The organism is Symbiopectobacterium sp. RP (genome assembly GCF_050472005.1).
In the GTDB taxonomy this organism is placed as follows: domain Bacteria; phylum Pseudomonadota; class Gammaproteobacteria; order Enterobacterales; family Enterobacteriaceae; genus Symbiopectobacterium.
In genome coordinates this window covers 1,736,994-1,762,662 of sequence record NZ_JBGOGS010000001.1, presented here as the reverse complement: position 1 = coordinate 1,762,662, position 25,669 = coordinate 1,736,994, and the positions used below count along the sequence as shown (strand labels likewise).

General features: G+C 50.8%; 34 protein-coding genes and 3 pseudogenes. 19 read left to right on the top strand and 18 right to left on the bottom strand.

Annotated elements, in window-relative coordinates; genetic code table 11:
• Positions 1 to 47 precede the first annotated feature (47 nt).
• The 6 genes from ACD630_RS11850 to ACD630_RS11825 all read right to left on the bottom strand — a co-directional run bounded on the left by ACD630_RS11850 (position 48) and on the right by ACD630_RS11825 (position 4,798).
• Entirely contained in the window at positions 48 to 809 is a 762-nt protein-coding gene (locus ACD630_RS11850; RefSeq protein WP_430359159.1) for an antA/AntB antirepressor family protein, read from the bottom strand.
• Between the two features lie 352 nt (positions 810 to 1,161).
• Entirely contained in the window at positions 1,162 to 1,710 is a 549-nt protein-coding gene (locus ACD630_RS11845) for a DUF2815 family protein (protein ID WP_430358484.1), read from the bottom strand.
• Between the two features lie 11 nt (positions 1,711 to 1,721).
• Positions 1,722 to 2,960 (bottom strand): DUF2800 domain-containing protein, encoded by a 1,239-nt coding sequence (locus ACD630_RS11840; RefSeq protein ID WP_430358483.1) that lies wholly within the window; start codon positions 2,958 to 2,960, stop codon positions 1,722 to 1,724.
• A gap of 3 nt (positions 2,961 to 2,963) precedes the next feature.
• Complete coding sequence (locus tag ACD630_RS11835) at positions 2,964 to 3,659, bottom strand: hypothetical protein (RefSeq protein WP_430358482.1); 696 nt, start codon at positions 3,657 to 3,659, stop codon at positions 2,964 to 2,966.
• Positions 3,660 to 3,667: 8 nt separating this feature from the next.
• Positions 3,668 to 3,811, bottom strand: coding sequence for a hypothetical protein (locus tag ACD630_RS11830; protein ID WP_291973386.1), 144 nt, complete (start codon positions 3,809 to 3,811; stop codon positions 3,668 to 3,670).
• 357 nt (positions 3,812 to 4,168) lie between these two features.
• Complete coding sequence (locus ACD630_RS11825) at positions 4,169 to 4,798, bottom strand: LexA family protein (RefSeq protein ID WP_430360004.1); 630 nt, start codon at positions 4,796 to 4,798, stop codon at positions 4,169 to 4,171.
• Between the two features lie 112 nt (positions 4,799 to 4,910).
• Here ACD630_RS11825 and ACD630_RS11820 point away from each other — a divergent pair, with 112 nt between their 5' ends.
• The 9 genes from ACD630_RS11820 to ACD630_RS11780 all read left to right on the top strand — a co-directional run bounded on the left by ACD630_RS11820 (position 4,911) and on the right by ACD630_RS11780 (position 12,931).
• Positions 4,911 to 5,132 carry a helix-turn-helix domain-containing protein gene (locus ACD630_RS11820; protein ID WP_430359158.1) on the top strand — a complete coding sequence of 74 codons (222 nt, stop codon included), beginning with the start codon at positions 4,911 to 4,913 and terminating at the stop codon, positions 5,130 to 5,132.
• Positions 5,133 to 5,135: 3 nt separating this feature from the next.
• Positions 5,136 to 7,394: a VapE domain-containing protein gene (locus ACD630_RS11815; protein WP_430359157.1), complete on the top strand. Its 2,259-nt coding sequence runs from the start codon at positions 5,136 to 5,138 to the stop codon at positions 7,392 to 7,394.
• Between the two features lie 217 nt (positions 7,395 to 7,611).
• Complete coding sequence (locus ACD630_RS11810) at positions 7,612 to 7,893, top strand: hypothetical protein (protein ID WP_430359156.1); 282 nt, start codon at positions 7,612 to 7,614, stop codon at positions 7,891 to 7,893.
• Between the two features lie 84 nt (positions 7,894 to 7,977).
• The gene (locus ACD630_RS11805; protein ID WP_430358478.1) at positions 7,978 to 8,214 is read left to right on the top strand and encodes a hypothetical protein; all 237 of its coding nucleotides are present in this window, start codon (positions 7,978 to 7,980) and stop codon (positions 8,212 to 8,214) included.
• 234 nt (positions 8,215 to 8,448) lie between these two features.
• Positions 8,449 to 8,895 (top strand): hypothetical protein, encoded by a 447-nt coding sequence (locus tag ACD630_RS11800; protein WP_430359155.1) that lies wholly within the window; start codon positions 8,449 to 8,451, stop codon positions 8,893 to 8,895.
• Between the two features lie 235 nt (positions 8,896 to 9,130).
• Positions 9,131 to 10,762 carry a portal protein gene (locus tag ACD630_RS11795; protein WP_430360003.1) on the top strand — a complete coding sequence of 544 codons (1,632 nt, stop codon included), beginning with the start codon at positions 9,131 to 9,133 and terminating at the stop codon, positions 10,760 to 10,762.
• Positions 10,759 to 10,980, top strand: a complete 222-nt coding sequence (locus tag ACD630_RS11790; RefSeq protein ID WP_430358476.1) for a hypothetical protein — start codon at positions 10,759 to 10,761, stop codon at positions 10,978 to 10,980. The genes ACD630_RS11795 and ACD630_RS11790 overlap by 4 nt, the downstream gene beginning before the upstream one ends.
• Positions 10,981 to 10,986: 6 nt before the next feature.
• Positions 10,987 to 11,775: a hypothetical protein gene (locus ACD630_RS11785; protein ID WP_430359154.1), complete on the top strand. Its 789-nt coding sequence runs from the start codon at positions 10,987 to 10,989 to the stop codon at positions 11,773 to 11,775.
• A gap of 250 nt (positions 11,776 to 12,025) precedes the next feature.
• Positions 12,026 to 12,931: a phage capsid protein gene (locus ACD630_RS11780; protein ID WP_430358474.1), complete on the top strand. Its 906-nt coding sequence runs from the start codon at positions 12,026 to 12,028 to the stop codon at positions 12,929 to 12,931.
• Between the two features lie 56 nt (positions 12,932 to 12,987).
• Here the strand turns inward: ACD630_RS11780 and ACD630_RS11775 are convergent, their stop codons facing one another.
• Genes ACD630_RS11775 through ACD630_RS11765 form a run of 3 tightly spaced genes read right to left on the bottom strand, consistent with a single transcriptional unit; the run spans position 12,988 to position 14,387 of the window.
• The gene (locus tag ACD630_RS11775; protein ID WP_430358740.1) at positions 12,988 to 13,116 is read right to left on the bottom strand and encodes a hypothetical protein; all 129 of its coding nucleotides are present in this window, start codon (positions 13,114 to 13,116) and stop codon (positions 12,988 to 12,990) included.
• Positions 13,117 to 13,131: 15 nt separating this feature from the next.
• Entirely contained in the window at positions 13,132 to 13,302 is a 171-nt protein-coding gene (locus ACD630_RS11770) for a hypothetical protein (RefSeq protein ID WP_430359153.1), read from the bottom strand.
• The gene (locus tag ACD630_RS11765) at positions 13,233 to 14,387 is read right to left on the bottom strand and encodes a hypothetical protein (protein WP_430359152.1); all 1,155 of its coding nucleotides are present in this window, start codon (positions 14,385 to 14,387) and stop codon (positions 13,233 to 13,235) included. Before ACD630_RS11765 ends, ACD630_RS11770 begins: the two co-directional genes overlap by 70 nt.
• A gap of 59 nt (positions 14,388 to 14,446) precedes the next feature.
• Between ACD630_RS11765 and ACD630_RS11760 the strand changes: the two genes are divergently transcribed.
• The 5 genes from ACD630_RS11760 (at position 14,447) to rplI (ending at position 16,343) form a co-directional block, all read left to right on the top strand.
• Positions 14,447 to 14,710 carry a hypothetical protein gene (locus ACD630_RS11760; RefSeq protein ID WP_430359151.1) on the top strand — a complete coding sequence of 88 codons (264 nt, stop codon included), beginning with the start codon at positions 14,447 to 14,449 and terminating at the stop codon, positions 14,708 to 14,710.
• Between the two features lie 191 nt (positions 14,711 to 14,901).
• Entirely contained in the window at positions 14,902 to 15,294 is a 393-nt protein-coding gene (rpsF, locus tag ACD630_RS11755) for a 30S ribosomal protein S6 (protein ID WP_430359150.1), read from the top strand.
• Between the two features lie 5 nt (positions 15,295 to 15,299).
• A complete protein-coding gene (priB, locus tag ACD630_RS11750) occupies positions 15,300 to 15,620 on the top strand; it encodes a primosomal replication protein N (protein ID WP_430359149.1) in 321 nt (106 codons plus the stop codon).
• Between the two features lie 4 nt (positions 15,621 to 15,624).
• Positions 15,625 to 15,852 carry a 30S ribosomal protein S18 gene (gene rpsR, locus ACD630_RS11745; RefSeq protein ID WP_000135199.1) on the top strand — a complete coding sequence of 76 codons (228 nt, stop codon included), beginning with the start codon at positions 15,625 to 15,627 and terminating at the stop codon, positions 15,850 to 15,852.
• Between the two features lie 41 nt (positions 15,853 to 15,893).
• The gene (gene rplI / locus ACD630_RS11740; protein ID WP_196907796.1) at positions 15,894 to 16,343 is read left to right on the top strand and encodes a 50S ribosomal protein L9; all 450 of its coding nucleotides are present in this window, start codon (positions 15,894 to 15,896) and stop codon (positions 16,341 to 16,343) included.
• Positions 16,344 to 16,472: 129 nt separating this feature from the next.
• On the opposite strand, the pseudogene ACD630_RS11735 reads toward rplI, so the two are convergent.
• Positions 16,473 to 17,005: pseudogene (locus ACD630_RS11735) on the bottom strand (IS5 family transposase); the annotation flags it as partial.
• A gap of 94 nt (positions 17,006 to 17,099) precedes the next feature.
• Here ACD630_RS11735 and ACD630_RS11730 point away from each other — a divergent pair.
• Positions 17,100 to 17,261, top strand: a complete 162-nt coding sequence (locus ACD630_RS11730; RefSeq protein WP_430359148.1) for a helix-turn-helix domain-containing protein — start codon at positions 17,100 to 17,102, stop codon at positions 17,259 to 17,261.
• On the opposite strand, the pseudogene ACD630_RS11725 reads toward ACD630_RS11730, so the two are convergent.
• The 5 genes and pseudogenes from ACD630_RS11725 to ACD630_RS11705 all read right to left on the bottom strand — a co-directional run bounded on the left by ACD630_RS11725 (position 17,229) and on the right by ACD630_RS11705 (position 21,668).
• Positions 17,229 to 18,152, bottom strand: a pseudogene (locus ACD630_RS11725) (IS5 family transposase). The gene ACD630_RS11730 and the pseudogene ACD630_RS11725 sit on opposite strands and share 33 nt — an antisense overlap.
• Before the next feature lie 56 nt (positions 18,153 to 18,208).
• Positions 18,209 to 18,301: a helix-turn-helix domain-containing protein gene (locus tag ACD630_RS11720; RefSeq protein ID WP_430359147.1), complete on the bottom strand. Its 93-nt coding sequence runs from the start codon at positions 18,299 to 18,301 to the stop codon at positions 18,209 to 18,211.
• 77 nt (positions 18,302 to 18,378) lie between these two features.
• The gene (gene rsmJ / locus ACD630_RS11715; protein ID WP_430359146.1) at positions 18,379 to 19,128 is read right to left on the bottom strand and encodes a 16S rRNA (guanine(1516)-N(2))-methyltransferase RsmJ; all 750 of its coding nucleotides are present in this window, start codon (positions 19,126 to 19,128) and stop codon (positions 18,379 to 18,381) included.
• The gene (gene prlC / locus ACD630_RS11710) at positions 19,125 to 21,167 is read right to left on the bottom strand and encodes an oligopeptidase A (RefSeq protein WP_430359145.1); all 2,043 of its coding nucleotides are present in this window, start codon (positions 21,165 to 21,167) and stop codon (positions 19,125 to 19,127) included. Before prlC ends, rsmJ begins: the two co-directional genes overlap by 4 nt.
• A gap of 234 nt (positions 21,168 to 21,401) precedes the next feature.
• On the bottom strand, positions 21,402 to 21,668 hold the full coding sequence (locus ACD630_RS11705) for a DUF2623 family protein (protein WP_430359144.1): 267 nt from the start codon (positions 21,666 to 21,668) through the stop codon (positions 21,402 to 21,404).
• A 23-nt stretch (positions 21,669 to 21,691) separates the two neighbouring features.
• Between ACD630_RS11705 and ACD630_RS11700 the strand changes: the two are divergent.
• From ACD630_RS11700 to ACD630_RS11690, 3 genes and pseudogenes are all read left to right on the top strand, one after another.
• A pseudogene (locus ACD630_RS11700) lies at positions 21,692 to 22,389 on the top strand (IS5 family transposase); the annotation flags it as partial.
• 34 nt (positions 22,390 to 22,423) lie between these two features.
• Positions 22,424 to 22,891 carry an IS630 transposase-related protein gene (locus tag ACD630_RS11695; protein WP_430359143.1) on the top strand — a complete coding sequence of 156 codons (468 nt, stop codon included), beginning with the start codon at positions 22,424 to 22,426 and terminating at the stop codon, positions 22,889 to 22,891.
• Positions 22,804 to 23,244, top strand: a complete 441-nt coding sequence (locus ACD630_RS11690) for a transposase (RefSeq protein ID WP_430360002.1) — start codon at positions 22,804 to 22,806, stop codon at positions 23,242 to 23,244. The genes ACD630_RS11695 and ACD630_RS11690 overlap by 88 nt, the downstream gene beginning before the upstream one ends.
• A gap of 114 nt (positions 23,245 to 23,358) precedes the next feature.
• Here the strand turns inward: ACD630_RS11690 and ACD630_RS11685 are convergent, their stop codons facing one another.
• Genes ACD630_RS11685 through ACD630_RS11675 form a run of 3 tightly spaced genes read right to left on the bottom strand, consistent with a single transcriptional unit; the run spans position 23,359 to position 24,394 of the window.
• On the bottom strand, positions 23,359 to 23,577 hold the full coding sequence (locus ACD630_RS11685; RefSeq protein ID WP_430360001.1) for a protein SlyX: 219 nt from the start codon (positions 23,575 to 23,577) through the stop codon (positions 23,359 to 23,361).
• A gap of 47 nt (positions 23,578 to 23,624) precedes the next feature.
• The gene (locus tag ACD630_RS11680; protein WP_430360000.1) at positions 23,625 to 24,056 is read right to left on the bottom strand and encodes a transposase; all 432 of its coding nucleotides are present in this window, start codon (positions 24,054 to 24,056) and stop codon (positions 23,625 to 23,627) included.
• Positions 23,978 to 24,394 (bottom strand): IS630 transposase-related protein, encoded by a 417-nt coding sequence (locus ACD630_RS11675; RefSeq protein WP_430359142.1) that lies wholly within the window; start codon positions 24,392 to 24,394, stop codon positions 23,978 to 23,980. Before ACD630_RS11675 ends, ACD630_RS11680 begins: the two co-directional genes overlap by 79 nt.
• 455 nt (positions 24,395 to 24,849) lie before the next feature.
• Here ACD630_RS11675 and fkpA point away from each other — a divergent pair, with 455 nt between their 5' ends.
• On the top strand, positions 24,850 to 25,659 hold the full coding sequence (gene fkpA / locus ACD630_RS11670; RefSeq protein ID WP_430359141.1) for an FKBP-type peptidyl-prolyl cis-trans isomerase: 810 nt from the start codon (positions 24,850 to 24,852) through the stop codon (positions 25,657 to 25,659).
• Positions 25,660 to 25,669 lie beyond the last annotated feature (10 nt).

Below are 25,669 nucleotides of genomic sequence, written 5' to 3'. Positions count from 1 at the left end.
TAAAATCGGTTACAAAAAGCCCCTGGCAGAGCAGGGGCTGGGATAAATTAGCGGGGTAGTTTTGGCGGTATGTATTTGCCGATACGTGATTCTATTGTTGGTAAAACACACATGCTGTCGTTGAACCGGTCGTGCAGAAGGTATACCAGTTTTGAGTCCATGACCTCGAGGGCAGGACGCAGACGGGATCGCCAGATTTCATCAATACGCCTGAAATTATGCAAAACGGCGTGCAGATTGCCAATAAACATTTCTTTCTCGGCATCGCTGATCTCTGGCTGGACTTTCAGAATTCGCTTCACATTGCCATTCTTGTAGAAGAGTTGCTGCGCTGCGACTGCGTCGTCCACTGTCGGGTAAACTCCGATATAAACGTTCTTTTCACCGTTCCATACATAAGCCCTGTAAGGGTTGTATTTGCTCTGGTGATGGTAAACCATCTTAGGCAGGCATTCCCTGTGTGGAGCAATGACCGTTGAGGATTGTTGGTGCAACTTCTTCTCACATTCGATGAAGTAGCGTCGCACCTGACGGCCTTGCTCGTTGCGCTCAACCATCGCCAGTTCTTTAGCAGTGTCGAGGGTGAGCTGGTAGTCCTTTCTGCGACGCCCGACAGTTTTCGCCGAATCTGGCGAAAATACGATGTAGTCTAGATTTGCGGTAAACCCGTACTCTGAAATTCGCTCACGAATCCAGTTGGAAAAGTCGCGGCCTACATTCAAAAAAGTATGAAGATCGCGAGCATTACAAAGAAGAATGGAATCGTTTGCAATGGTGCCATTAAAAACAGGGATGAGCTGGTCGTTCATAGTGATTTTCCTTCTAACGAAAGTTAATCACCACCACAGAGTTGCTAATCTCATAGGGTGGTGAACCGACGGGGTTAGCAATACCGGGTTAGAAGGAAACCGGCGCGCCGAAGCGCCCCCGCCAGCCCACCATAATTCAGGTGTGACTGTACAAACGACATTAAAAAAGACGCTGGCGCGTCTGGTGTCGCCTTCTAACATCCGGGTTGCTAATCCCGATCTCCATGAGGGAGATTCGGGAAGCATAAACCGGAATCAGGAGGCGGGTCAAGATTAGAGGTGTTTTGCAAAAAGGGATAGTCTTTGCAAAACACCCGGCGCGGGGCCAGGTGATCAGGGGTGTGACTGCGGGTTAAATCAACGCTTCTGCGTCGGCGCCTTCGCTCATATTCTCGAAGTCATCCGGCGTCGCTACACCGCCGCCAGCGAAGGCGTCACCATCGCGCAGGAACTGGACGCCGCCCAGTGACGCGTTAATGCGTTTGCCGAAATTGTTATCCATTGCCCATATATCGATGGTGGCGTTAACGTAGCAACCGGCATACGGCTTGCCATCGGCGGCGGTCAACGCGGAACGAGCACGGTCGATAACCAGTGGTCGGGCTTTATTACTGGCGGAGACAAACTTATTACCGGAATAGCCCTCGTATTCTGCTTTTTCATCGCCATCGTGCAGGCAGACTTTCAGGCCGGTGCGTAAGGATTTAAGAACGCTGTCGGTTTTCGGCCCCCATTTTTCTTTCGCTACCTGAGCGATAGCCGCTTCAATTTCTTTCACGCAGGGATGGTCGGGTGGGAAAATAAATGCAGCGCTAAATCGTGGTTCACCTTCGCCATTAACAGTCTTAGGTTCAAACAGCGCAGGGAAGGCCAATCTTACATTTGATAATTTAACTTTCATCGTGATGCTCCTTAAATGAGGGATTCAGCGGCTTCAACATCGTCAAAGTCGTTTACGGGATTGATAATTAATGCCGGTTTGGGATCGGCTTCTGGCACCATGGCGGGTTTTCCATCAGGGCGGGTAATAATGGCTTCTACCTGTGCCCAGCGGCGCGGATTGTCTTTTTTCAGCAGGTTTTCGGCCTGTTTGGGGCCGATCAGTTTATGCGTGTAAATCTGATTGCCCTTCAGCCTGAACGATTTGAGAAGCGCTTCCGCTTCGCGCTCATCACCCCAGATGCGATTCCCCTGTTTACCCTGAACCAGTTTATAGCCGGAAACGGAGTGCCCATTTTGCAGCAGGTTAAATGCCGCAGAGCGGACGCTTTTACACCAGCTTTCGATATGGTCAATCAGCGGTAGCGTTTCGCCCAGCCATTTCCCATCCGATTCAGCCAGCTTCTGACGGGCAGTGGTCAGTGCGTCTTCCAGAGGCGGCGGGTCGGCTATTTCGCTGAAATCATTTATTAGCGCAGCCGCGACATACTCCGCTTGCACCTGGCATTTACCTCGCCGCTTACACCAGCGGCAGGTTTTCTCTCCGGGGTGATAGGCCGAAGCCGGAATAACATCGGGGCCGTTTTTCCCGGCGTCGTCTGCCAGTTGCAGCACATCGGCAGCGATGGCTTTCACGTTCTGCCCGAACTCCTCCAGATTTTGTACGCTGCATTCGTATTCGCTGAGGTGGTTGATGCGGGGCTGGTGGATAAACATGCGTACACGATGGATGTCGGCGATCAGGCTGACCTGCTCCAGCGCCCCGAGGGCGTAAAGCATGAGCTGGGGGTTTTCGAACGCATCCACTTTCTCATAACCGTATTTGAGGTCGTGGATCTGGAGTTCATCACCGAGGATGATGACCGCGTCCGAAGTACCAAACTGATTGGGTATACCAACGATGTGAGAGAAGTCGCATTTCTGCTCTACCAAGAGTATCGCGCCGGGTTGCTGTGCCAGCGTCCAGACCGCTTCAACGTACTCTCCCACCTTATCAACCATTTCCTGGCTGACCTGCGGGACAGGACTGGCTTTTAACTGAGGTTTCAGCCGGTTACGGAGGATCGTTTCGGCCAGATGATGCGCTGTGGTGCCTTCTTCGGCATAACTCGTCGTTTCATCAGCTTCAAACTGCTCCGCTGCCAGTGCCGCGTTGCAATGTAGCCAGCGGTGAGCGGATGAGGGGGACAGTTTCGCGTGAATATCTGGCATGCCTTATCCCTCCGCCAGCGCCTGTTCTGCGAGCATCACAACGTCTGCCAGATTTTCCTGTGGCACCTGCCCCAGCTTCTGGGCACCGAATTTATTCAGGATGTCTACGGCCTGGTGACGATAACCGCCTGTCGTCAGTTCCATAATCAGGTTTCTCGCCTGCTTGAAAATGTCTTCCGGGGTATCGCCAACGGTGGCTTCTGTTTCCTTTTTGGTCACTGTCGGCTTAACACCTGCGCGTTCATCGCGTGGCATATCCAGCAATAATTCGGCGTATTCGCGACGCTCGGTGATCCCCGGCAACGCATCCCAATGCTCAAGTATCTGGACAGCCAGATTGAATACGTCCTCACCATGCAGTTGGGTTGCGCGCGGCACGCCTTTCAGGGCCATCGTCAGCGCGTCAATCTGCGCATTGCGATCTTTGCCGTTGAGCGTTTCCGTCACGTCAACCGCGGCGGTGATTTTATCGCTGTCCAGATAACGGCCCTCGTTACCGTAGAGCGCCGCCAGCGCAACGGCTACCGGCAGGGGTTGGTCTTCAAGACGGGGTTTTTCCTGTTCCGCTTTTTTGGGGCGGGTGCTGTCTGTTTTCGGTTGTGGTGGAGCAGGGGGAGTAAAGACGTTACCGCTCTGCATTGCTGCGATTAGCTGGCGCATTACCTCAGTATTTTCTTTAATGACTACTTCAAGGCTCATGAGGTACCTCAGGTATAAAGGGTGATCGGAAAACGGGCATTGGGGTTTTGTTCCAGTTCATCGCGCTTACGTAACCAGCGCAGGCGGCGAACGGTGTTATTGACTGGCGCAGTGGCCATCGGGGCGGTTTTAACTTTTTCCTGTTGTTGCATCGTGGTCCTCCTCAGCGAACTTAATAAAGCGCCCGCGACCAGGGCCGACGCTTGATAAATTCACATTTGCTTGAGGGACATGCAGCAAAAAGCATGTCCCTCATCACGTTCCTGTCTCGCATTCCGGTTTCAACGGGTTAGCCAAGACATTCAGCGGGCCACTGAATTGCGGGGGGTGACTGCCCTGTCCAGATTGTTAAAGAGCGGGTGGTTCACTGGCCTTAAAAATACAAGTAAACCTGTAAGTTGGTCAACATGTATTTTGGTAATTATTTGCTATTTATACATATTTACTTGTTTTTTCAGGCAAAATAAAAAGGGGAGACCGAAGTCTCCCCGAATGGATTTGTTTGCTGATTAGCGTTTTCTGCGAAAAATTCTATGCTCTACCATCGTGCCTATTATCTTCATCGGCTTTTCCCACGACCGACAAGTGGGGTAATCGCTATTCAAAGGAACCAGTTCAAAGTCCTCTTTTCCTTGTTGATCTATACCCACTGGTCGGTATTTCTTAAAAGTTGCTTCATGACCGCCGTTGCTGGCTGCCACAAACTCGCCCGGTGTTGGGTACACATTGGCGTCAATGATCACTATATCACCTTCTCTGAATTCAGGCTCCATTGAGTCACCGCGGATACGAAAGGCAAAAGACCTTTCTGACAGTTCAGTAGTCGTTAATACGTACTCGAAATCCCCGTCGATATCCAAATTTTCAGGTGCGGTGAATGCACCTGCCTGAACGTAGCTTAAGATCGGTATTTTTTTCGCACCGTAGTTATAGTCAGGAACTATATCACCCCCAAGCAATAACCATTTTGGATCGCATTCAAGAGCTGCGGCTATGGCGATCAAATTTCTGGGCTTTCTGGTTTTACCATTCTCTATAGCTTCTATCGATTGTTGGGCTACCCCTGCACGCTCCGCGACTTCTGTCTGCGTTAACCGAAGTTCTAAGCGACGTTTTTTAGCTCTGCTGGCAAGGTTCATTTTTAAGCTCCCTTCTCTAGTTTCGATGATTACAGATAATTCTGTATTTGACAAACCAGAGTGCCTGTGAACTAATTACCAGTAAACCTGTAAATGACTGAGGACTTACTTAATGAACGATTCCACTTTGGCGACCCGCATCAAGGAGCGACGTAAAGCCTTAGATATTACCCAAACTGAATTAGCCGAACGCGTTGGGATGAGGCAGCAATCAATTCAGTATCTGGAATCCGGAAAGGGGAACCGTACTAGCTTTATCCTTGAGCTGGCAAAAGTTCTTAGGTGTGATCCCAATTGGTTGTTAAACGGTGAATCAACCGAAGACAGGGCGTAGCCCATGGCCGATAAAGTTAAAAATGGTATCGCGTCGGAAAAGTGGGATCTGGCCGTGGCTTTATTCGGAAGGGAAAACCTGATCCCGATAGCCACCAAAGGGGAACTGTCGCCAAACTCATCACTTGACCCTAAATCAGTGGGTAAGGTCCCGAGCGTTCATAACAGCCGCGATAAAATCGTGGGGTTCAAAGACTGGACTGCCTACAAAGCAAGCGAAGCGGATATCCAGCGATGGAAAAAAAGAGGCTATGGTATTGGCCTCATACTTGGCCGGGATCGCGGCGATGGCTATGGCCTCCACGCTGTGGACGTCGATACCTCAGTCGATGAGCATCAGGATACCGTTTATGAAGAATTGTTCCGTAGGTTGAAGCTCTTTTTACCGTACCGTGGTCGTGGCAATAGCTTACGTCGGGCTTATCTGGTATGGGCACCTCCGGTACCTAAGCACGTTCACGAACTTCCGCCAGAAGACGGCAAGCGAGCAGCGGTCGAGATGCTTGGTGTTGGCCAGCAGGTCGCGATCTTTGGCTTGCACCCATCCGGTTGTGATTACACCTGGTACGATGACCCCCTTATTGGTTGCGAAACAACCCTGAGGTTATCCGATATTCCCGTATTGACATCTGAACAATTCTCGGATTTCTGGTCAGCACTGAACGGGCAACTGCCAGTTATCGACAGCCACATCGCCCGTTCCGGAAGACAGCGTGATCTGTCCGATATTGACCCCAGCGCTACCGATGAGGTGGCGAACTGGCTCGATGCGAACGGCTGGACGTTATCCGTGAGTGCTGATGGTTCGCGCAATTTAAAACCTTTTCGAGATGAGTCTGAATATAGTAACGGTTGTAGCGAAACGTCGATTAAATATTTCCCTGCGGGTACAGGTGGTTTCCAGCAAGGCCATTTCAAAAGCATGCACGCTACCGATCTCGGCCTGAATGATGCTGACTGGCTGGATGGGTATGGTTTCCGCGCTTCTGAGTTTGAGGACGTTTCTGTCGCTGAAAAGGGTGACGAGGTTGCTGAGTATTTGCCATGGCCCAAGTTTACTCGCGATAAAAACGATAAAATTGAAGGTGTTATTTCTAACGTGCTATTGGCGCTAAGACGACCAGATCTCTGTGGTGTGCAGATCCGCCTCGACGAGTTCCGTGATGAGATAATACTGACTACCCCGAAGGGTAAGAACATACAACTGCGGGATGAGTATTACACCAAACTACATACAACTCTTGAAAGTCTAGGCTTCAAGAAATTCGAAGAAGCAGCCATTAAACGTGCAGTTCGTCTAATCGCCTGGGAACACAGGTTTGACTCTCTGAAAGAGTGGGTAAACACACTGCCAGCGTGGGATGGTGTACCACATATCGATACATTTTTTATTCGCCACTGGGGAATAAAAGAGAGTGCCTACACCCGCTCTGTCGGTCGCTACTGGTGGACTTTGCTTGCCGGGAGAGCGTTGCTCCCCGGTATTAAAGGCGATATGGCGGTGATCCTCGTCAGTCAACAGGGAAAGAATAAATCAGAAGGTATCCGTGCTATGGCACCTACGCCTGAACACTATATGGAACTGGACTTCGACAAAAAGGGTGAAGAACGTATACGCGAGATGCGTGGGCATAACGTCATCGAACTTGGCGAGATGCGCGGCATGGATAAGCGGGGTATCGGTGATGTCCGGGTTACTATTTCTACCCGTGCTGATCGTAACCGTGGGCTGTTTCGTGAGCATTACGTCACCTTGCCGCGTCGTTGCGGCTTCATTGGTACTTCCAACTCTGAAACCCCTTTGACAGATACCGAAGGTAATCGTCGCTGGTTGCCTATGACGATCCCTGATGAAACCGAGGGTAAGTTCATCGCTCAAGGCATCGCGGAAGAAAAAATCCAGTTATGGGCTGAGGGCGTTTCGATATTTAAGCGCGAAGGTATCGCCTGGGAACGTGCGGAAACGCTCGCCAAATCAATTCTTGGCGACTATGAAGTTAAGGATGAAGTCTGGACGACCAGTGTCGCCGAATGGCTGGAGCAGGAGACCGTAGAACTTACGGGCGATGGTATTAAATTGAATAGGGAGCGGGTACCTCTGACATCAAAAGACATCCTGATCGATGCCATCGGCTTCAAAGCAACCCAAGTCAAACGGGGTGACGAGATGAGAGTTGCAAAAATTATGAAAGACCTTGGTTACAAAAAACGTCAGCTGCAAAGTTTAGCGGGTAAGCCTTATCACTGGCAAAAGTGCGAATAATTACGAGTTTGTAATATTTTACATATTTACCACTTAACCTACTTAACCTACTTAACTAGTTTACCTATATACGCGTGCGCGCACATGCGCATGTGAGTAAGAATTTTATTTTGCTAAATAGGTTGAATAGTTAAGTAACTTAATGATTTTACACTACTTAACCTTTTAAACGGTAAATGAGGTTAAGTTAACCCAAGGAGCAAGGAGAAAGTGAAAAATGAGTATTTCCAGTGAAAGATTACCAAGTGCTGATACCCTAGCGGGACAAGCGGCAAAAACGGCAAGTGGGTGGATGTCAGACGCAGTAATCGAGATAGATAAGCTTTTTGGAAAGGGATACTCGAAGCAGCACCCTGAGTTAGTCGCAGCTTTCATGCAAACCGCCGGTTTAGATGAGGCCGCAATGCACCTACGGGGGCTTGCGCTTGCACACCAACGGGTTGACGACACGCTAGAAGTGCTTTCAGAGCGGATTACGCAAATTCTGGAAAGAGGGTAACAACTATGCGCGCACGCCGAAAGCTCAATAAAATCGCTTTCTACCCTCGCGCGTGCGCGCGTTTTGTCCTGAGGAGTTCGCACGATGCAAATCGACTGGTTTAACGTCATCATCGATATCGAACGTGCGGGGATGACGCAGCAACAGATAGCGCAAACCCTCCACGTATCCAAGTCAGCGCTGTATGGCTGGAAAGCGGGAGCGGTACCGCGCTACGACGATGGGGAGGCGCTCATTCGCTTATGGGTACTGGTCACAAACAGAGCGCCGCAAGAAATCCCTTACACCCGTTTTTTTCAAAGCCGGTACCGCAAGCGCTAACGTGTCAAAAATACCCGGTTCGTTGCATGATCATGGCGAACGGCGATACCCGCCATTTGTTACAAAAATGTTATTTTCAAAAAGCACCCATTCCGGCGCAGTAAACACGATCTTTTGCGCCCTTCACCCTGTTTTATGCTTGAGCGCCATTTCGTCGATGCGCTTAACAGCCATTATGTTAAATAGCCCCCCGAATCGATTATTTTAGTCGGAAAACCGAACAGGCCTTTACGCATGCTGCAAGCTCCAAATGCCAACGGAGTAAGCAACATGGGTCGACCTAAAAAGCAAATCGAAGTTCCGGGCGAAATCATTACGTCATCGGAGGTGGAGGGTACGGCTAACCCCCCTGAACAACTGAACGCCGCCACCGCTGGCGCAACGGTTATTACTGATGCGGACGCAGATGGTGGAAGCGGTATTGCTACAGACGCTGTCACAGCCCGCAACGCGGCGCTTTCTGGGCTGAACGCCGCCGCCTTTCAAATCATCACTAAATTCGACGCGTATGGCTTTACCGACCTCACGGATCAGCCGTTAACGAACAACCTCGATTTTATCGACCTGGTTAAACAGGCCACCACGCAAACCACCAGTACCGCAGTCACCAACGAGGACAGGCAGCGCAAGCCGCATAAAGCCCCCGTACTGACTGACAAGGGCTGGCACGTTCCCAGCTAAGGAGAATCCGTCATGTGTGGAGGAGGTTCACCCACCGTTGTGCGGTACGACCCAGAAGCGGAAGCCGCCAAAGCAGCAGACGCCGCCGCCAAGGCAGCAAACGCGGATTCAGCCGCACGCCGTAAACGTAAAAAGGGATCATCCCTGCTTGCCACGGGTTCAGAAGGGGCAGCGGATTCCGGCACGTCACTGCTTGCGTCTGGTGCAAGCGGTAAAACCAACTTGGGGGCGTAACGTGGTCAACGAAACAGCCAGCAAAATAATCCGTCGGGCGGATTCACTGAAAGCATTACGCCAGTCCAATGAATCGGCCTGGCGCGAGTGCTTTGATTTCACCTACCCGTTGCGCGGGGCGGGCTTTTCTTCCGATGTACTGGACGCCAGCAGCGCTAAATCCAGGGTGGCGCAGTTGCTGGACGGTACCGCAACGGACAGCACGCGCATTCTTGCCTCGGCGCTTATGTCCGGTATGACGCCCGCTAATGCGCAGTGGATGGATTTAAACAGCGAAAGCCTCACCGACGAGCAAAAAACGTGGCTATCCACCTGCGCAACGCTGGTATGGGAAAACATTCACGCGGCCAATTTTGACGCGGAAGCCTACGAAGCCTGTTTGGATGTGGTTATTGCTGGCTGGTTCGCACTTTACATCGATGAGGACAAGGAGCAGGGCGGCTTTACCTTCCAGCAGTGGCCGCTATCGCAGTGCTATGTCTCATCGTCTCGTCGTGATGGCATTGTTGACACCCTGTATCGCTGCTACCCGTTAACCGCAGAGCAGGCGGTAAAAGAATTTGGCGACAAAAACGTGAGCGACAAAATCCGCGACGAGGCCAAGAAAAAACCTGACGCGAAATTCGATTTTATTCATGCCATTTTTCCGCGTGATACCTATGTGGTCAATGCCCGTCTCGCAAAAAACATGCGCTTTGCGTCGTATCACATCGACGTCCAGGGCAAGTGCACCGCGCGCGAGTCTGGCTATCATGAATTTCCCGTTGCCGTTCCTCGCTGGATGAAGATCCCCGCCAGCGCCTACGGTGTCGGCCCCGTTTATGACGCGTTGCCCGACTGCAAAGAGCTAAACGAAATTAAGCGCATGGAGAAAGCCGCCGCTGACCTGGCGATTTCCGGCATGTGGATCGTGGAAGACGACGGTGTAATAAACCCGCGCACCGTCAAGGTGGGGCCACGCCGCATTATCGTCGCCAACAGCGTGAACAGTATGAAGCCGCTGTTAACCGGTGCCGATTTCAACGTTGCGTTTACGTCCGAAGAAAAACTACGGGCGCAAATCCGCAAGATTCTGATGGCCGACCAGCTACAGCCGCAAGACGGCCCCGCCATGACCGCCACCGAGGTGCATGTGCGCGTGGCTCTGATCCGTCAATTGCTCGGACCCGTGTACGGACGCTTTCAGGCTGAATACCTGCAAATACTGGTTCAGCGTTGTTTCGGCATTGCGTACCGCGCTGGCATCTTCCCCGCCGCGCCTGAGGGGATGGACTCCGCCAATTTTAACGTGCATTACATTTCCCCGCTGGCGCGCGCGCAGAAGCTGGAGGACGTGACCGCCATTGAGCGTGCCGGGGCCAACATTGCGCAACTGGCACAGATTGATCCCGACGTTACCGACCTGCTGGATACCGACTCAGCGGCTCGCGTGGTGTCCGAAGCGCTGGGCGTTCCCGCCAAGGTGATTCGCAGCGCCGACGATGTGGCCCGTTTACGTGAACAGCGCAGACCGGCACAGCAGCAGGCAGCACAACAGCAAATGCTGATGCAGGCAGGGCAGGAAGCGGCAACCTCGGCAGGTAAAGAAGCCGGTTCCGCATTGGTTCAGCAGATGGTAGGGGGAGCACGATGATCTTAAAGGATGCTCGAGCAGAGGATTACAAGCGCGTTTTTGAAGAAACGCCGGGCGGACAGCAAGTGCTGGATGAGTTAACGCGGCGTTTTGGTGGTGCCGTGTACGTCAAGGGGGGCCCTGAAGGTGAACGCCAGACATGTTTTAACGCCGGGCGACGTGATGTGCTCGATTTTATTTTACGCAGGCTTAACGAAGCAGACGAAGAGATGGAGTAAGCAACAATGTGGAAGCTTAAATTCCCGTTCATGAATCAGGCTGGCGAGGGCGAAGGCTCAGGGGGGAGTGATGGTGGTAACGGCGGCGGTGGTAATGCGGGTGGCGAAGGTGGCGGCGCTTTGCTCAATACTGGCGCAGCACAGCAACCGGGCGCGACAGATTGGCTACCGGAAAAATACCGCGTTGTGGGCGAAGACGGTACCCTCAATATTGAAAGCTCTGCCCGCAAACTGGCGGATGCGCATACGCATTTGGAAAAGCGCCTTGGCAGCGGGGACGCGCCGCCAAAAACGGCGGATGAGTATGCACCTAAGGTAGATGCCGAGGGCTTCAATTGGGATGAGTTTAAAGCCGATCCCCAAATGCAGGGCTTCTTAACATCCGCCCACGCCAAGGGGCTAACCAATGACCAGTTAAGCTTTGTGCTCGGTGAGTACATGCAGCGTGTGCCGGAACTGGTGGGCGGTGCCGCACAACGGGATCAGGAAGCCGCCAGCACAGCATTGCGCGAGGTGTGGAAAACCGACGCGGAATTTAACAAAAATATCGGGCTGGCATACCGGGCGTTTAATTCTCTGGCTGATGAGGCCGACAAAGGCCGCATTGACGAGATCGGCAATAACCCGATGGTCATTCGCATGCTGGCAAGAATCGGCGGAGAAATGCAGGAAGATTCCCCCGCTGGCAGTGATATCAATCTGGAAGAGCAACAGACCATTCGTGATTTGATGAAGTCGGATGCCTATATGGATCCGAAACACGCCGATCATGAAAAAGTCTCTGCGCGTGTCTAGGCGTACTACGCGAAAACCTACGGCAACACACCCGTAGCGTAATACTGTGACATGTCACAACAAGCCAGCCTGAGCGCTGGCTTTTTTTATTTGGTCGGGAAACCGAACGCGCACCTTGCGCACAATCACTCTACCAGCCCGGCGTGGTAGCCGGATACCTGATTTCCCGCCGTCTGTAAGCGCCAAGCAGTCGGTGTATTGGGCCGGGAAACCGACACCCCACAGGCGAAACAGAATTGGAGTGCGCATTATGGCTTTTGATGCCAATAAAAGTATGGTCACCGCCGCCTTTGTAACGCAGTTTCATGATTCTTTTGAGATTGCCTCACAACAAAAAGATTCCCGTCTGCAGGCAGCGGTACAGGATCGCGGGCAGATCACCGGTGCGTCGTTCACCATCAACGACATGGGTACCATCGAAATGAACGCCATTACTACGCGTTTCGGTAACACCGTGTGGGATGTGCCGGAAGCCGGCACCCGTAACGCACTGATGGCGGATTACGGTGTGTTCGTTCCTGTCGAAAAGCGCGACCTGCGCAAGCTGATTGCTGACCCTCAGGGGCCCTATCTGCAATTGACGCTGGCCGCCGCCAACCGCCGCAAGGATACGGTGATTTACCGTGCATTGCTGGATGCGGTACCGCGCAAGACGGAAAACAACGGCGCTTACACCAACGTTGCGCTTCCTGCGTCCCAGAAAATTGTAGCGGGTGGCACGGGCTTGACCAAAGCCAAACTGATAGCCGCCAAAGCGATGTTCCGCCGCAACGAGTGCGACGAGCAGAACGGCGAACAGCTTTACATCGCCTACAACGCCGACATGCTGACGCAAATCCTGAGTGACACCACATTGACCAGCGCCGACTTTATGGCGGTCAAGATGTTGCAGGAAGGGTCTGTGTCTAACCACTGGCTGGGCTTCCAGTGGATCGCTTATGAAGCGCTGGATGCTACCAGGGCCGCAAGCGTGACCACTAAAACCACGGTGGCCTGGGCGAAGTCTGCCGTGCATTTCGGTACCGGTGCGGAATATAACGTCGATATCGGTCCGCGTCGTGACAAGAACAACACCATCCAGATTTCCGTGGATGCGTCTTACGGCGCAGGCCGCGCCAACGAGAAGAAAGTGGTTGCGATTGATTTTGTCGCGTAACGCCGCGTGGGTATTGCCGGGGTTTTACCCCATAGGTATCTACACATCATAAAGGGTTAAAAACCACCATAGCTAAGTGGGCAAGTTCTTCCAGGGTATAGTCTGCTAATATAGCCAAGCGACATTATTTTGATAACAATTAGCTGTATTTTTTTGCCACATATCAGGGCATTGGCTGTAATCATTTTTAAGTCGGTTGGCTATAACGTCAAGGTATTTAGCAGGATGGATAGTCCGGCAAGCAGCGCTGGGGCGCTTTCTTTACGCCCTCGTTTTTGTTGTCGTCCGGATAATCGGCAAATTAACTGACGGGCTGCCGCATTGTCGTCTCCTTCAGCGCGTTGCAGCCGCCATACCAGCACACATGCCATGCTAGCATCAATAACCTGCGTAGCAGTGCACCAGCACTGCACTGAAGCCATTTTTCTACATCATGACCGGCGCCTTTCAGCAGCTTAAAAAAGGATTCAATACCCCAGCGCCAGTAGTACCAGCGAGCGACTTCCGCGCTGGTGATCTCGTTGCTAACGTTTGTGAGCAGCATCCAGCGTCCGATAAATTTACCGTGAGTATCGGTAAGGCGAACCACAACTAATCTGAGTGTCAGAGCTACGCCTGGCTGAACTTTCACTCGCCGTCCGGTGTTCTTGTCTTTCCGTTTCGCTTTTGCTGTTCGCGTTATGATCACGGATGTTTCCCCGATCTCCATATTGGCTTTTTTCCCTTTCCAGCCAACCTGTCCGTTTGCGATAAATGGCAGATCGTCTGCAATTTCACCAATTTTACGGGTGTCACCGCCCCACTCGGCCAAATGTCCTTCCTTTCCCCGGATAAGCCAACATATTCCCTGGGAGCTTAATGTGCGCATATGTCCGATAGAGTCACCTTCACGGTCAATGAGATGAACTAACTTCCTCCCGGTATCAAGAGACTCAACGCGGGCGATATCAGCCGTCAAAGCATCCATATGAGTCAGACTCTCAGACAAGCCCTCGGTTAGCGTTGAACGACAACCCGCCCTATCGGTTAGAGTTTGAGACAGGGGCGCTATTGGTAAACCATTTGCAGCATCAAGCAGTAGGCGGGTTTGTAGTTCATAACCGACGTCGCCACCATGCGTCATTTTCAAACGTTCTTCTTTCCCATTGTGGGTACGAAACTGTAAATGAGACCAGTCGTGAACGACGGGAGCGTATGGATGCGGGCTAAGTGCAACCTGCCGGAGAGCCAGCGAAATAATCGGTTCATTGAGCTGACTGAAGCTAATACGTTCATTATTAAAAAAACGCCAAACGGCTTGAGTAGTGGCGAATGTTGTTTTCTGCGCGCAGGCAAGGTCTTTAACGGCTGACGCCAATGGTGCTGGGGGAGTCATGTGTTGCTTAACAAGACGCTGATAACACCGGTTAAGGCGGGCATCAATCCCGCCGATGGATAAGTTGAGATCATGCAGCAACGTAATAGCAGATATTGCAAAAGATGTGTAGATACCTATGGCCTGTGGGGGGGAGCGAGATGGAAAGCCGGGTAAAAACGCGCTTTTCGCTGCTTTTCCAGCAGACGCTGGGCCTGACTGGCATCATGAAGCGTTTGGTTTTTTATCATGGCATGCTCCTGTCATCGTTGCTGAACAACGGTTCCGCTGGAGAGAGCCGCCCGGATTGGATGATAAAAATTGTCGACGTTAACACTGAGGCTGGCAAACGGTCGTGTCGGGTAACTGAGAAGTATATCACGATTATTGGCGCTAACTCGTTAATAATACGTTATTTGTATTGATTTTTGTAAGTTTTGTTTCCAAAAAGCAACACTGAGGCCATGACAAAACGGCGAGAGAACGCCTTGCGCTTATTCACGGGTCTAAGTATACTGACGCGTCATTTTTTCAGCCGCATACACACACGTTCCTTGCTTCCATGGGCCGCGGCTGACCCTGACAGGGGGCTGAAAAATCCGTAAGGAGCTATTCGATGCGTCATTACGAAATCGTATTTATGGTCCATCCTGACCAAAGCGAACAGGTTCCGGGCATGATCGAGCGCTACACTGGTGCTATCACTGGTTCAGAAGGCAAAATCCACCGTCTGGAAGACTGGGGCCGCCGTCAGCTGGCCTACCCGATCAACAAACTGCACAAGGCACACTACGTTCTGCTGAACGTTGAAGCTCCGCAGGAAGTGATCGATGAGCTGGAAACTAACTTCCGCTTCAACGATGCCGTTATCCGCAGCATGGTTATGCGTACCAAACACGCTGTAACTGAAGCGTCTCCGATGATGAAAGCGAAAGACGAACGCCGTGAGCGTCGTGATGAATACGCTGAAGCTGGTGATGATGCTGAAGCTGGGGGTTCTGAAGAGTAATTGCCGTGGCGACCGCTAATCGTCTGGAACTGTCTGGCATGATATGCAAGGCACCGGTACGAAAGCTCAGCCCGTCGGGCATTCCTCACTGCCAGTTTGTGCTTGAACACCGCTCGGTACAGGAGGAAGCCGGACTTCGTCGGCAAGCATGCTGTCGTATGCCCGTGATTGTCAGCGGACGTGAGTCGCAAGCAATTACCCACAGTATAACGGTCGGTATGCACATCAGGGTTCATGGCTTTATTTGCAGCCATCAAGGGCGCAATGGGCTGAACAAACTGGTGTTACATGCCGAGCAGATTGAATTGATAGATTCTGGAGACTAGCCAAATGGCACGTTATTTCCGTCGTCGCAAGTTCTGCCGTTTCACCGCGGAAGGCGTTCAAGAGATCGACTATAAAGATATCGCAACGCTGAAAAACTACATCACTGAAAGTGGTAAAATTGTCCCGAGCCGTATCACCGGTACTCGTGCCAAGTATCAGCGTCAACTGGCCCGTGCTATCAAGCGCGCGCGCTACCTGTCTTTGTTGCCGTACACTGATCGTCATCAGTAATCGGCCACAGTCCACTAACGAGACTTTGAGAGGATAAGGTAATGCAAGTTATTCTGCTTGATAAAGTAGCAAACCTGGGCAGCCTGGGTGATCAGGTAAACGTTAAAGCGGGCTATGCTCGTAACTTCTTGGTTCCGCAGGGCAAAGCTGTGCCGGCAACCAAGAAAAACGTTGAGTTCTTCGAAGCGCGTCGCGCAGAACTGGAAGCCAAACTGGCTGACGTTCTGGCTGCTGCTCAAGCGCGTGCTGCGCAACTGACTGAACTGGGTACTGTTACCCTCGCGTCCAAAGCTGGCGACGAAGGCAAATTGTTCGGTTCTATCGGTACGCGTGACATCGCTGATGCTGTCACCGCTGCTGGCGTTGCTATCGCTAAAAGCGAAGTTCGCCTGCCGAACGGTGTACTGCGTACACTGGGCGACCACGAAGTAAGCTTCCAGGTTCACAGCGATGTGTTCGCTACGCTGAACGTGCTGGTTGTTGCTGAATAAGCAATGCCACGGTGCCTTCGGGCGCTGAGCGTTATGTGTGAAACGCCGACCTTCGGGTCGGCGTTTTGCGTTTTATGGGCTATCAATAAGCACTGCAACGGTGATTGGGCGTATGCTAGGCTGTGTCCCTTAATTGCGTAACCGGCGGTAAAACAAGCGGATGCAGCCCAGTTTCACCATTGCTAGATAATTTTTTGCCATTTTTTCATAACGTGTGGCGATCCGTCGATATTCCTTTAAACGGCCAAAACACCTTTCCACAACGTTGCGACGGCGATAAGCATCACGATCAAGTTGCGAGCGTCCATCTGAAGCCAGTTTTTCATTTGATTTTCGGGGGATAACCGTTTTTATCCCTCTTTTTTTCAACTCGTTACGTAGTGCATTCCCAGAGTAGGCTTTGTCAGCCAGTACTGCATGGCCACGACGCTTCATGCTGCCGTTCTGGCGTTGCACGCCAATTCCGTCCAGGAGTCGTAACGCAAACAGGCTTTCGTGACCCTGCCCAGCACTCAGTTCGATGTTTAGCGGTATGCCGCTTCCGTCAGTCGCCATGTGGATTTTGGTGCCATAAGCACCTCGTGAGCGACCCAAGCTATTATCGTTGGTAATATCGAGATGTTTTTTTGAGCGCCAGCAGCACATTTGAGCGCACGGATATTATAGCTAAACGACTTAATTTTGATTACATTATTTAAATGAACTATTCAATTGATTTTAGACGTAAAGTGATATCTACACGGGAAGAATGAAGGGTTGAGTATCCGAGAAACAGCGAAGCAATTTCGGATTGGCCCTACCTCTGTATCGCGTTGGATTAATCAAATAGAGGCTTTGTTGAATAAATCAGAACTTGTAACGACTGCGCCCCATACGGGTCGATTGTTACGTGATGCGAATACTGTTCGGCATTCCTAATAGCGTGATCAGGTTAAGCGCTTTGACCATGGCCATGGCTTCACCCACCTGACCATCGTAGTCTCTCAGACTTAGATGACCACCCAGAAGCCTTTTGAACCGGAACATGGCCGTTTCAGCCACTGAGCGCCGGTGATAGCCCACTTTCTTTTTCCAGATAGCGTTACTACCGCTAATGCGCTGATTTGCAACAGCGTGGTTACGCTCGTGGTAGCGATCTTGCCAATATTGCGCCCCCCTTCGTGGCGGGATAAGTGGCCTTATTTTCTTCCTCAGCAGAGCATCATAGCAGTAAACTGTATCCTAAGCGCCGTTAGCCGATGCCTCTCTGATTTTCCGGTGGGTCTGGTTTATCAGCGCCGGTAGAGCTTGGGCATCAGTCATACCACTGAGCGACAAATCCGCACAGATAATCTCATGCGTCACACTGTCTACTGCCAGGTGCAGCTTACGCCATACCCTGCGTCTGTCGGCACCATGCTGCCGGACTTTCCATTCGCCTTCGCCAAAGACCTTCAGGCCGGTTCCATCAATGACCAAATGTGAGATTTCACCACGGGTTGGCGTTTTTATGCTGATGTTCACTGTCTTTGCTCGCTTGCTGAGCAGCGAATAGTCTGGACAATGGAGCGACAATTTAATCAGTTTAAAAATCGAGTCACCAAAGCCCTGTAAAGCCCTCAATGAAAGGCCAAACACGCGTTTCATCATCAGGACTGTGGTGATGGCCATATCTGAGTAATGGAGCGGTCGTCCACGCCGTTCAGTAGTGTTTTTTTCCGTCCATGCAGCAATGGCTGATTCATCTAGCCATACGGTTAGAGAAGCGCGCTGCTTGAGGGCCTTGTTATAAGAGGGCCAGTTGGTGATTTTAAAATTTTGTTTTGCCATGGAGACCTGATTTTGAAACAACTGTGTTGATCTGCTCCGATGATTACCCAAAAGTTCTATTTATTCAACAAAGCCTCTATTTGATTAATCCAACGCGATACAGAGGCAGGGCCAATCCGAAATTGCTTCGCTGTTTCTCGGATACTCAACCCTTCATTCTTCCCGTGTAGATATCACTTTACGTCTAAAATCAATTGAATAGCTCATTTAAATAATGTAATCAAAATTAAATCGCTTGGCTATAAAAATCAAAGCGGTGGCTTTTGGTGGTCAGCATCGATTGAGTGGCAATGCCCGCCAGCGGTGGGGCGTAGTCGGGACGTTTTACCACCACGCGCTTTTTCGCCAACGCTCGCGCGGGAGCCAGTAGGGCATCCGCATCGTCGTCCGCGCCCACCAGCGATTGAAACACCCGCATCTCTTTCTTTACCAGCGCACTTTTTTGCCGATGAGGAAACATGGGATCGAGATAGACCACATCCGGTGGCGGCGTAATATCGCTCAGGGCTGTGTGGCTTGAGGCGTGAATCAGTGTCAATCTTTCGCGCAGCCATGAGCCTATCTCGGCATCTTCATAACCACGTCGTAAACCATCGTCGAGTAGCGCAGCAACTACCGGGTTACGTTCCAGCATACGTACACGACAGCCTAACGATGCCAGTACAAAGGCATCACGGCCTAATCCGGCGGTGGCATCTACGACGTCCGGCAGATAATCCTTTTTGATACCGACCGCTTTAGCAACTGCTTCGCCGCGCCCGCCGCCAAAGCGACGGCGGTGGGCCATTGCACCAGAGACGAAATCGACATAAATAGCGCCGAGCTTCTCTTCATCCTGCTTGCGCAACTCCAGACGTTCTGGTGTCAGCACCAGCGCCAGCGTCGCGCTGGGATCGTCCTGCAATCCCCAACGTGTCGCTAATGCATCAAGGGCGCCTCTATCGGCACCCTCTTCGATCAGCAGGCTGATATTCACCCTTTAATACCATAATGGTGCAGCATGGCATCAAGTTGCGGCTCACGCCCACGGAAGCGCTTGAACAGATCCATCGGCGCTTCGGAACCGCCGCGCGACAGGATATTATCTAGGAAAGACTGGCCGGTGGTGCGGTTGAAAATCCCTTCTTCTTCAAAGCGCGAGTAGGCGTCCGCAGCCAGAACATCCGCCCACAGGTAGCTGTAGTAGCCTGCGGCATAGCCGCCTGCGAAGATGTGGCTGAAGGCGTGCGGGAAGCGATTCCAGCTTGGGCTTGGCACGACGGCGACCTTGGCTTTGACATCGGCCAGTGTCGGCAGAATTTGAGCACCTTTTGCCGGATCGTGTTCCGCATGCAGACGGAAATCGAACAGGCCGAACTCAAGCTGGCGCAGGATAAATAACGCCGCCTGATAGTTTTTGGCTGCCAGCATCTTGTCCAGCGTGGCTTGTGGCAGCGGTTCGCCGGTTTCGTAGTGACCGGAGATAAACTCCAACGCTTCCGGCTCCCAACACCAGTTTTCCATAAACTGGCTCGGCAGTTCGACGGCATCCCATGGCACACCGCTAATGCCAGCTACCCCTGCGGTATCGATCTGCGTCAGCATATGATGCAGGCCGTGACCAAATTCATGGAACAACGTGGTGACTTCATCGTGGGTGAACAGCGCGGGTTTACCGTTGACTGGGCGGTTGAAATTACATACCAGATAGGCCACCGGTTTTTGCAGTTCACCGTTGCTTTTGCGCAGGCGTCCCGCACAGTCATCCATCCAAGCACCGCCACGCTTGTGTTCGCGCGCATAGAGATCGAGATAGAAGCTGCCGCGTAGTTCGCCGTTTTCATCAAACAGGTCAAAGAAACGTACTTCGGGGTGCCATACGTCTACGTCGTGGCGCTCTTTGGCTGTGATGCCGTAAATGCGCTTCACCACTTCAAACAGCCCTTCAACCACGCGTTGTTCTGGGAAATAAGGGCGCAGTTGCTCATCACTGATGGTGTAGAGGTGTTGTTTTTGCAATTCGCTGTAGTAAGTGATGTCCCACGGCTGCAGTTCGCCAGCGTCATAATGCGCTTTGGCGAAGGCGCGCAGTTGTGCCAGTTCCGCTTCCCCTTGTGGGCGGGCACGCGTTGCCAGATCGTTGAGGAAATCCAGCACTTGTTGTGGATTTTCTGCCATTTTGGTGGCAAGGGACTTATCAGCGAAGCTGTCAAAGCCTAACAGTTGCGCCAGTTCATGGCGCAGTGTCAGCTCCTCGGCCATCACGTCGCTGTTATCCCATTTGCCCTCATTCGGCCCCTGATCGGAGGCGCGGGTTGCGTAGGCACGATACATCTCTTCACGCAGCGCCTGATTGGCACAGTAGGTCATGACAGGCAGATAGCTGGGGATATCCAGCGTCAACAGCCAACCTTCCAGTCCTTTAGCCTCGGCTTGTGCGGCGGCGGCGGCCAGTGCGCTTTCCGGCATCCCTTCAAGCTGCGCAACGTCAGTGATGTGTTTATTCCAACCCATGGTGGCGTCGAGCACGTTGTTGCTGTACTGCGCGCCCAGTTCAGACAGACGCGCGGCAATTTCGCCATAGCGTTTCTGTTTTTCCGGCGGCAAACCGATACCGGACAGTTCGAAGTCACGCAGCGCATTATCCACCGCTTTTTTCTCCGCGACGCTCAATGTAGCGTAGTGGGATCCTTCTTTCAGGTCGCGATACGCCTGATACAACCCGGTGTGTTGTCCAACCCAGGTGCTGTATTCAGAGAGTAGCGGCAAACATTGCTCATAGGCAGCACGCAGCTCAGGGCTATTTTTCACGGCATTGAGATGGCCGATCGGGGAGAACAGACGGCCCAGACGATCGTCGCTCTCTGCCAGCGGTTGACACAGATTTTCCCAGGTGAACGGTGCACCCTGCGCGACCACGCGCTCAACCGCACTGCGACAGTCTGCCAGCGCAGACTGAACGGCGGGGACGATGTCATCAACAGTGATGGTGGAAAAGGGAGGCAGGGTAAACGGGGTCAATAATGGATTCGTCATATCACGGTCCTATCGTTATGTGTCAGCCAGCGATAAGGGCAGTCGCGCGAGCGGCAGCGCTGGCAAAAAAAAGCGAATTATTGATTAACATGAGGCCAGAAAGGCAAAAATCAATGAACGGGGGAAAATTCCCTGAGCATGTAAAAACCGCGCGTATTGCACACGTCAGCATGGGGTACTGCGCAGGTGTTTCACTGCTATGTAGCGTGCAGTGTGAAGAGAGCGGTATTGTGTTTAATGTGCCATACGTACTGCCTCATTCCTTCCCGACGTATCATAACCGGCATAAAAATAAACCACGGTTTGTGGATTGCCGTATTCACTAAAAAACTCAGCGATACGGTCACGCTCCAGCCCATAGCGCCGTGAGAGCAGACCTGCCTCAAACGCGGCTTTTTGTCGATCGCCCACCGCCTCCGCCAGGTTATACGCATATCCACAGATATAACCGCGTCGATATTCTAGGCTGTGTCCCTTAATTGCTTGAGCTATAGTATCCATCTGTTTCTACAACACTTTTGATTATGGCTCGCTACGATCTTTCTGATGAAGCATGGGTAATCATTGAGCCCTTGTTGCCAACCGTTTTGACATCTCCGCGGGCCTGCCGGTCGTGGGCAGAACATCGAAAAATCTTCAACGGCATGTTCTGGATAACGTGTTCAGGCGCACCATGGCGTGATTTACCTGAACGTTACGGCCCATGGAAAACTGTTTATAACCGTTTCAATAGATGGTCAAAGTCTGGAATCATTAAGATTATTTTCAATAAGTTACTTTCATTTCTTGATGCTCATGGAGTTGTTGACTGGTCAGCCACTGCGCTGGATGGCAGTAATATCCATGCGCTCAAATGTGCGGCTGGCGCTCAAAAAAACATCTCGATATTACCAATAATAATAGCCTAGGTCGCTCACGAGGTGGTTATGGCACCAAAATCCACATGGCGACTGACGGAAGCGGCATCCCGCTAAACATCGTACTGAGTGCTGGGCAGGGTCACGAAAGCCTGTTTGCGTTACGACTCTTGGACGGAATTGGCGTGCAACGCCAGAACGGCAGCATGAAGCGTCGTGGCCATGCAGTACTGGCTGACAAAGCCTACTCTGGGAATGCACTACGTAACGATTTGAAAAAAAGAGGGATAAAAACGGTTATTCCCCGAAAATCAAATGAAAAACTGGCTTCAGATGGACGCTCGCAACTTGATTGTGATGCTTATAGCTAAGCGACTTAATTTTGATCACATTATTTAAATGAGCTATTCAATTGATTTTAGACGTAAAGTGATATCTACACGGGAAGAAGAAGGGGTGAGTGCCCGAGAAACAGCGAAGCAATTTCGGATTGGCCCTGCCTCTGTATTGCGTTGGATTAATCAAATAGCGTCAAAAGCATCGACCACGCGTCAGCGAAAGATCGATAAATCCGAGTTGATAAAAGATGTTGAACCATATCCAGATGCTTACCAAAAAGAACGTGCAGAGCGTTTTGGCGTTTGTCAGAAGGCCATTTGGCCAGCTCTTAAAAAGCTGGGATTGACCTATAAAAAAACGCTACGTCATCCGAAAGCCGACGAAAGCGCCCGGCAAGCATTTCAACAAAAAATGCAACAGTATGAAAAAAAGGAAAAACTATTGTTTTTATTGATGGAAGTGGTTTTCCACACGATACCCCACGGACTCACGGCTATTCCCCAAAAGGTCAACGGTGTTTTGGCCTGAAGAACGGGGGAGCCAAGGGAAGAACAAATGTTATCGGCGCTTTATTAGGCACAATGCTGTTTGCTATCGGATTATTTGATATCAATATTAACAGCGATGTTTTCTATTCCTGGGTCACACAAGTCCTTATCCCAGTACTCCCTAAAAACAGGGTAATCGTGATGGACAATGCAACTTTTCACAAAAAACATAATATTCAACAAGTCATCATCGATGCAGGGTATATGGTGGAGTATTTGCCTACATATTCGCCAGATCTTAACCCCATTGAGCATAAATGGGCACAAGCAAAAAGCAAAAAAAGAGAGAGTGGTTGCGATACAGAGATTTTGTTCTCAGTCCATATGGTGTAATCAAAATTAAGTCGCTTGGCTATAATTTTGGTCATGATGTTCTCTTTTTAGTGTCATCGGAAAAATGTGTGATCTGGCGCAACCGTATAGGCACGGATGCGCCAGCGTTATTGGTTAATAGTGTGGCGGTGGCGTCTCTTCGGACTGCGAGGCGAGAAGAGAAGGGGACGTCGCTTTCAATTTTTCCACTAACAGGCGTAGGTGCTCACGGATTTTCACCATTTCCAATTCATGTTGGACGACCGTCTGATTCAAATCATCAATGGTGAGCTCCTGAAAAGCCAGCTTGCTTTCAAGCATTTCAATACGTTGCTCTAGTTGCGTATGGGGCATTACGATTCCTCTGTATTTTGTCGTATAGCAAAGCGACTTAATTTTGATTACACCATATGGACTGAGAACAAAATCTCTGTATCGCAACCACTCTCTCTTTTTTTGCTTTTTGCTTGTGCCCATTTATGCTCAATGGGGTTAAGATCTGGCGAATATGTAGGCAAATACTCCACCATATACCCTGCATCGATGATGACTTGTTGAATATTATGTTTTTTGTGAAAAGTTGCATTGTCCATCACGATTACCCTGTTTTTAGGGAGTACTGGGATAAGGACTTGTGTGACCCAGGAATAGAAAACATCGCTGTTAATATTGATATCAAATAATCCGATAGCAAACAGCATTGTGCCTAATAAAGCGCCGATAACATTTGTTCTTCCCTTGGCTCCCCCGTTCTTCAGGCCAAAACACCGTTGACCTTTTGGGGAATAGCCGTGAGTCCGTGGGGTATCGTGTGGAAAACCACTTCCATCAATAAAAACAATAGTTTTTCCTTTTTTTCATACTGTTGCATTTTTTGTTGAAATGCTTGCCGGGCGCTTTCGTCGGCTTTCGGATGACGTAGCGTTTTTTTATAGGTCAATCCCAGCTTTTTAAGAGCTGGCCAAATGGCCTTCTGACAAACGCCAAAACGCTCTGCACGTTCTTTTTGGTAAGCATCTGGATATGGTTCAACATCTTTTATCAACTCGGATTTATCGATCTTTCGCTGACGCGTGGTCGATGCTTTTGACGCTATTTGATTAATCCAACGCAATACAGAGGCAGGGCCAATCCGAAATTGCTTCGCTGTTTGGCTTTGTTGAATAAACATATTTTATGCTGCACCCCCGGTGAAACGACAGATCCTCGCAACGCAAAATCATGCAGTTAGGCCTCATAAGAAAACTGTAAACCTGAGGTGAAAAGCATTTTCTACCAAAACTGGCTTGGCAAAACAGCATGACTCACTATTATTCAACAAAGCCTCGCTGTTTCTCGGATACTCAACCCTTCTTCTTCCCGTGTAGATATCACTTTACGTCTAAAATCAATTGAATAGCTCATTTAAATAATGTGTTCAAAATTAAGTCGTTTAGCTATATCTAGCCGAATATTCGGAACCTCCGTACATCGACGAGGTCGGAAAATGGGCCTATGAATAATTCAGGGAATTTTATCAAAGGATTGTTGTGTGTCGTTGTGTTGTCTCGATACCCGCAGTTATAGTAGTCGCGCATTTACGATTAATGTTTCTGGAACCTGTCGTTTCAGACCGGGAGATGATAGATGAGATCACTATTTAAAGTAACGCTGTTAGCGACGACGATGGCACTGACGCTGAATGCTAACTTGGTAATGGCAGCAGAAGCGACCAAAGCGTCCGATGCGGCCCCAGCGGCAAAATTCAAGAGCGATGAGGATGCCGCCGCTTATGCACTGGGGGCTTCCTTGGGGCGTTACATGGATAATTCCCTGAAAGAGCAAGAAAAACTGGGCATTACGCTGAATAAAGACCAGTTGATTGCCGGCGTTCAGGACGCGTTCGCTGACAAGAGCAAGCTGAGCGATGAAGAGATTGAGAAGACCCTGCAAGGTTTCGAAACGCGCGTGAAAACCGCAGCAGAAGCGAAAATGAAGCAGGATGCTAAAGAAAGCGCAGAAAAAGGTACCAAATTCCGTGATGCATTTGCCAAAGAAAAAGGCGTGAAGAAAACGGAATCTGGCCTGCTGTATCAGGTAGAAAAAGAGGGTACGGGCGCAGCGCCGAAAGAGAGCGATACCGTAGTGGTTAACTACAAAGGTACGCTGGTTGATGGTAGCGAGTTTGATAACTCTTACAAACGTGGCGAACCGCTCTCCTTCCGTCTTGACGGCGTTATCCCAGGCTGGACTGAAGGGCTGAAGCAGGTTAAAAAAGGCGGGAAAATCAAACTGGTTATTCCGCCAGAGTTAGCTTACGGCGAAAATGGCGTCCCGGGTATTCCGGCGAACTCTACGCTGGTGTTTGAAGTGGAACTGCTGGATATCAAGGCAGACGCTGATGCTAAACCGGCTGCTAAAGCAGAAAAACCTGCTGCCAAGAAAAGCGCAAAGTAAGCCGTGGTGG

Coding starts and splice junctions, on each gene's coding strand:
- ACD630_RS11850 (WP_430359159.1), bottom strand. CDS start 809: ATGAACGACCAGCTCATCCCTGTTTTTAATGGCACCATTGCAAACGAT.
- ACD630_RS11845 (WP_430358484.1), bottom strand. CDS start 1,710: ATGAAAGTTAAATTATCAAATGTAAGATTGGCCTTCCCTGCGCTGTTT.
- ACD630_RS11840 (WP_430358483.1), bottom strand. CDS start 2,960: ATGCCAGATATTCACGCGAAACTGTCCCCCTCATCCGCTCACCGCTGG.
- ACD630_RS11835 (WP_430358482.1), bottom strand. CDS start 3,659: ATGAGCCTTGAAGTAGTCATTAAAGAAAATACTGAGGTAATGCGCCAG.
- ACD630_RS11830 (WP_291973386.1), bottom strand. CDS start 3,811: ATGCAACAACAGGAAAAAGTTAAAACCGCCCCGATGGCCACTGCGCCA.
- ACD630_RS11825 (WP_430360004.1), bottom strand. CDS start 4,798: ATGAACCTTGCCAGCAGAGCTAAAAAACGTCGCTTAGAACTTCGGTTA.
- ACD630_RS11820 (WP_430359158.1), top strand. CDS start 4,911: ATGAACGATTCCACTTTGGCGACCCGCATCAAGGAGCGACGTAAAGCC.
- ACD630_RS11815 (WP_430359157.1), top strand. CDS start 5,136: ATGGCCGATAAAGTTAAAAATGGTATCGCGTCGGAAAAGTGGGATCTG.
- ACD630_RS11810 (WP_430359156.1), top strand. CDS start 7,612: ATGAGTATTTCCAGTGAAAGATTACCAAGTGCTGATACCCTAGCGGGA.
- ACD630_RS11805 (WP_430358478.1), top strand. CDS start 7,978: ATGCAAATCGACTGGTTTAACGTCATCATCGATATCGAACGTGCGGGG.
- ACD630_RS11800 (WP_430359155.1), top strand. CDS start 8,449: ATGCTGCAAGCTCCAAATGCCAACGGAGTAAGCAACATGGGTCGACCT.
- ACD630_RS11790 (WP_430358476.1), top strand. CDS start 10,759: ATGATCTTAAAGGATGCTCGAGCAGAGGATTACAAGCGCGTTTTTGAA.
- ACD630_RS11785 (WP_430359154.1), top strand. CDS start 10,987: ATGTGGAAGCTTAAATTCCCGTTCATGAATCAGGCTGGCGAGGGCGAA.
- ACD630_RS11780 (WP_430358474.1), top strand. CDS start 12,026: ATGGCTTTTGATGCCAATAAAAGTATGGTCACCGCCGCCTTTGTAACG.
- ACD630_RS11775 (WP_430358740.1), bottom strand. CDS start 13,116: ATGATTACAGCCAATGCCCTGATATGTGGCAAAAAAATACAGCTAATT.
- ACD630_RS11770 (WP_430359153.1), bottom strand. CDS start 13,302: ATGGCATGTGTGCTGGTATGGCGGCTGCAACGCGCTGAAGGAGACGAC.
- ACD630_RS11760 (WP_430359151.1), top strand. CDS start 14,447: ATGGAAAGCCGGGTAAAAACGCGCTTTTCGCTGCTTTTCCAGCAGACG.
- rpsF (WP_430359150.1), top strand. CDS start 14,902: ATGCGTCATTACGAAATCGTATTTATGGTCCATCCTGACCAAAGCGAA.
- rpsR (WP_000135199.1), top strand. CDS start 15,625: ATGGCACGTTATTTCCGTCGTCGCAAGTTCTGCCGTTTCACCGCGGAA.
- rplI (WP_196907796.1), top strand. CDS start 15,894: ATGCAAGTTATTCTGCTTGATAAAGTAGCAAACCTGGGCAGCCTGGGT.
- prlC (WP_430359145.1), bottom strand. CDS start 21,167: ATGACGAATCCATTATTGACCCCGTTTACCCTGCCTCCCTTTTCCACC.
- ACD630_RS11705 (WP_430359144.1), bottom strand. CDS start 21,668: ATGGATACTATAGCTCAAGCAATTAAGGGACACAGCCTAGAATATCGA.
- ACD630_RS11695 (WP_430359143.1), top strand. CDS start 22,424: ATGAGCTATTCAATTGATTTTAGACGTAAAGTGATATCTACACGGGAA.
- ACD630_RS11685 (WP_430360001.1), bottom strand. CDS start 23,577: ATGCCCCATACGCAACTAGAGCAACGTATTGAAATGCTTGAAAGCAAG.
- ACD630_RS11675 (WP_430359142.1), bottom strand. CDS start 24,394: ATGTTTATTCAACAAAGCCAAACAGCGAAGCAATTTCGGATTGGCCCT.
- fkpA (WP_430359141.1), top strand. CDS start 24,850: ATGAGATCACTATTTAAAGTAACGCTGTTAGCGACGACGATGGCACTG.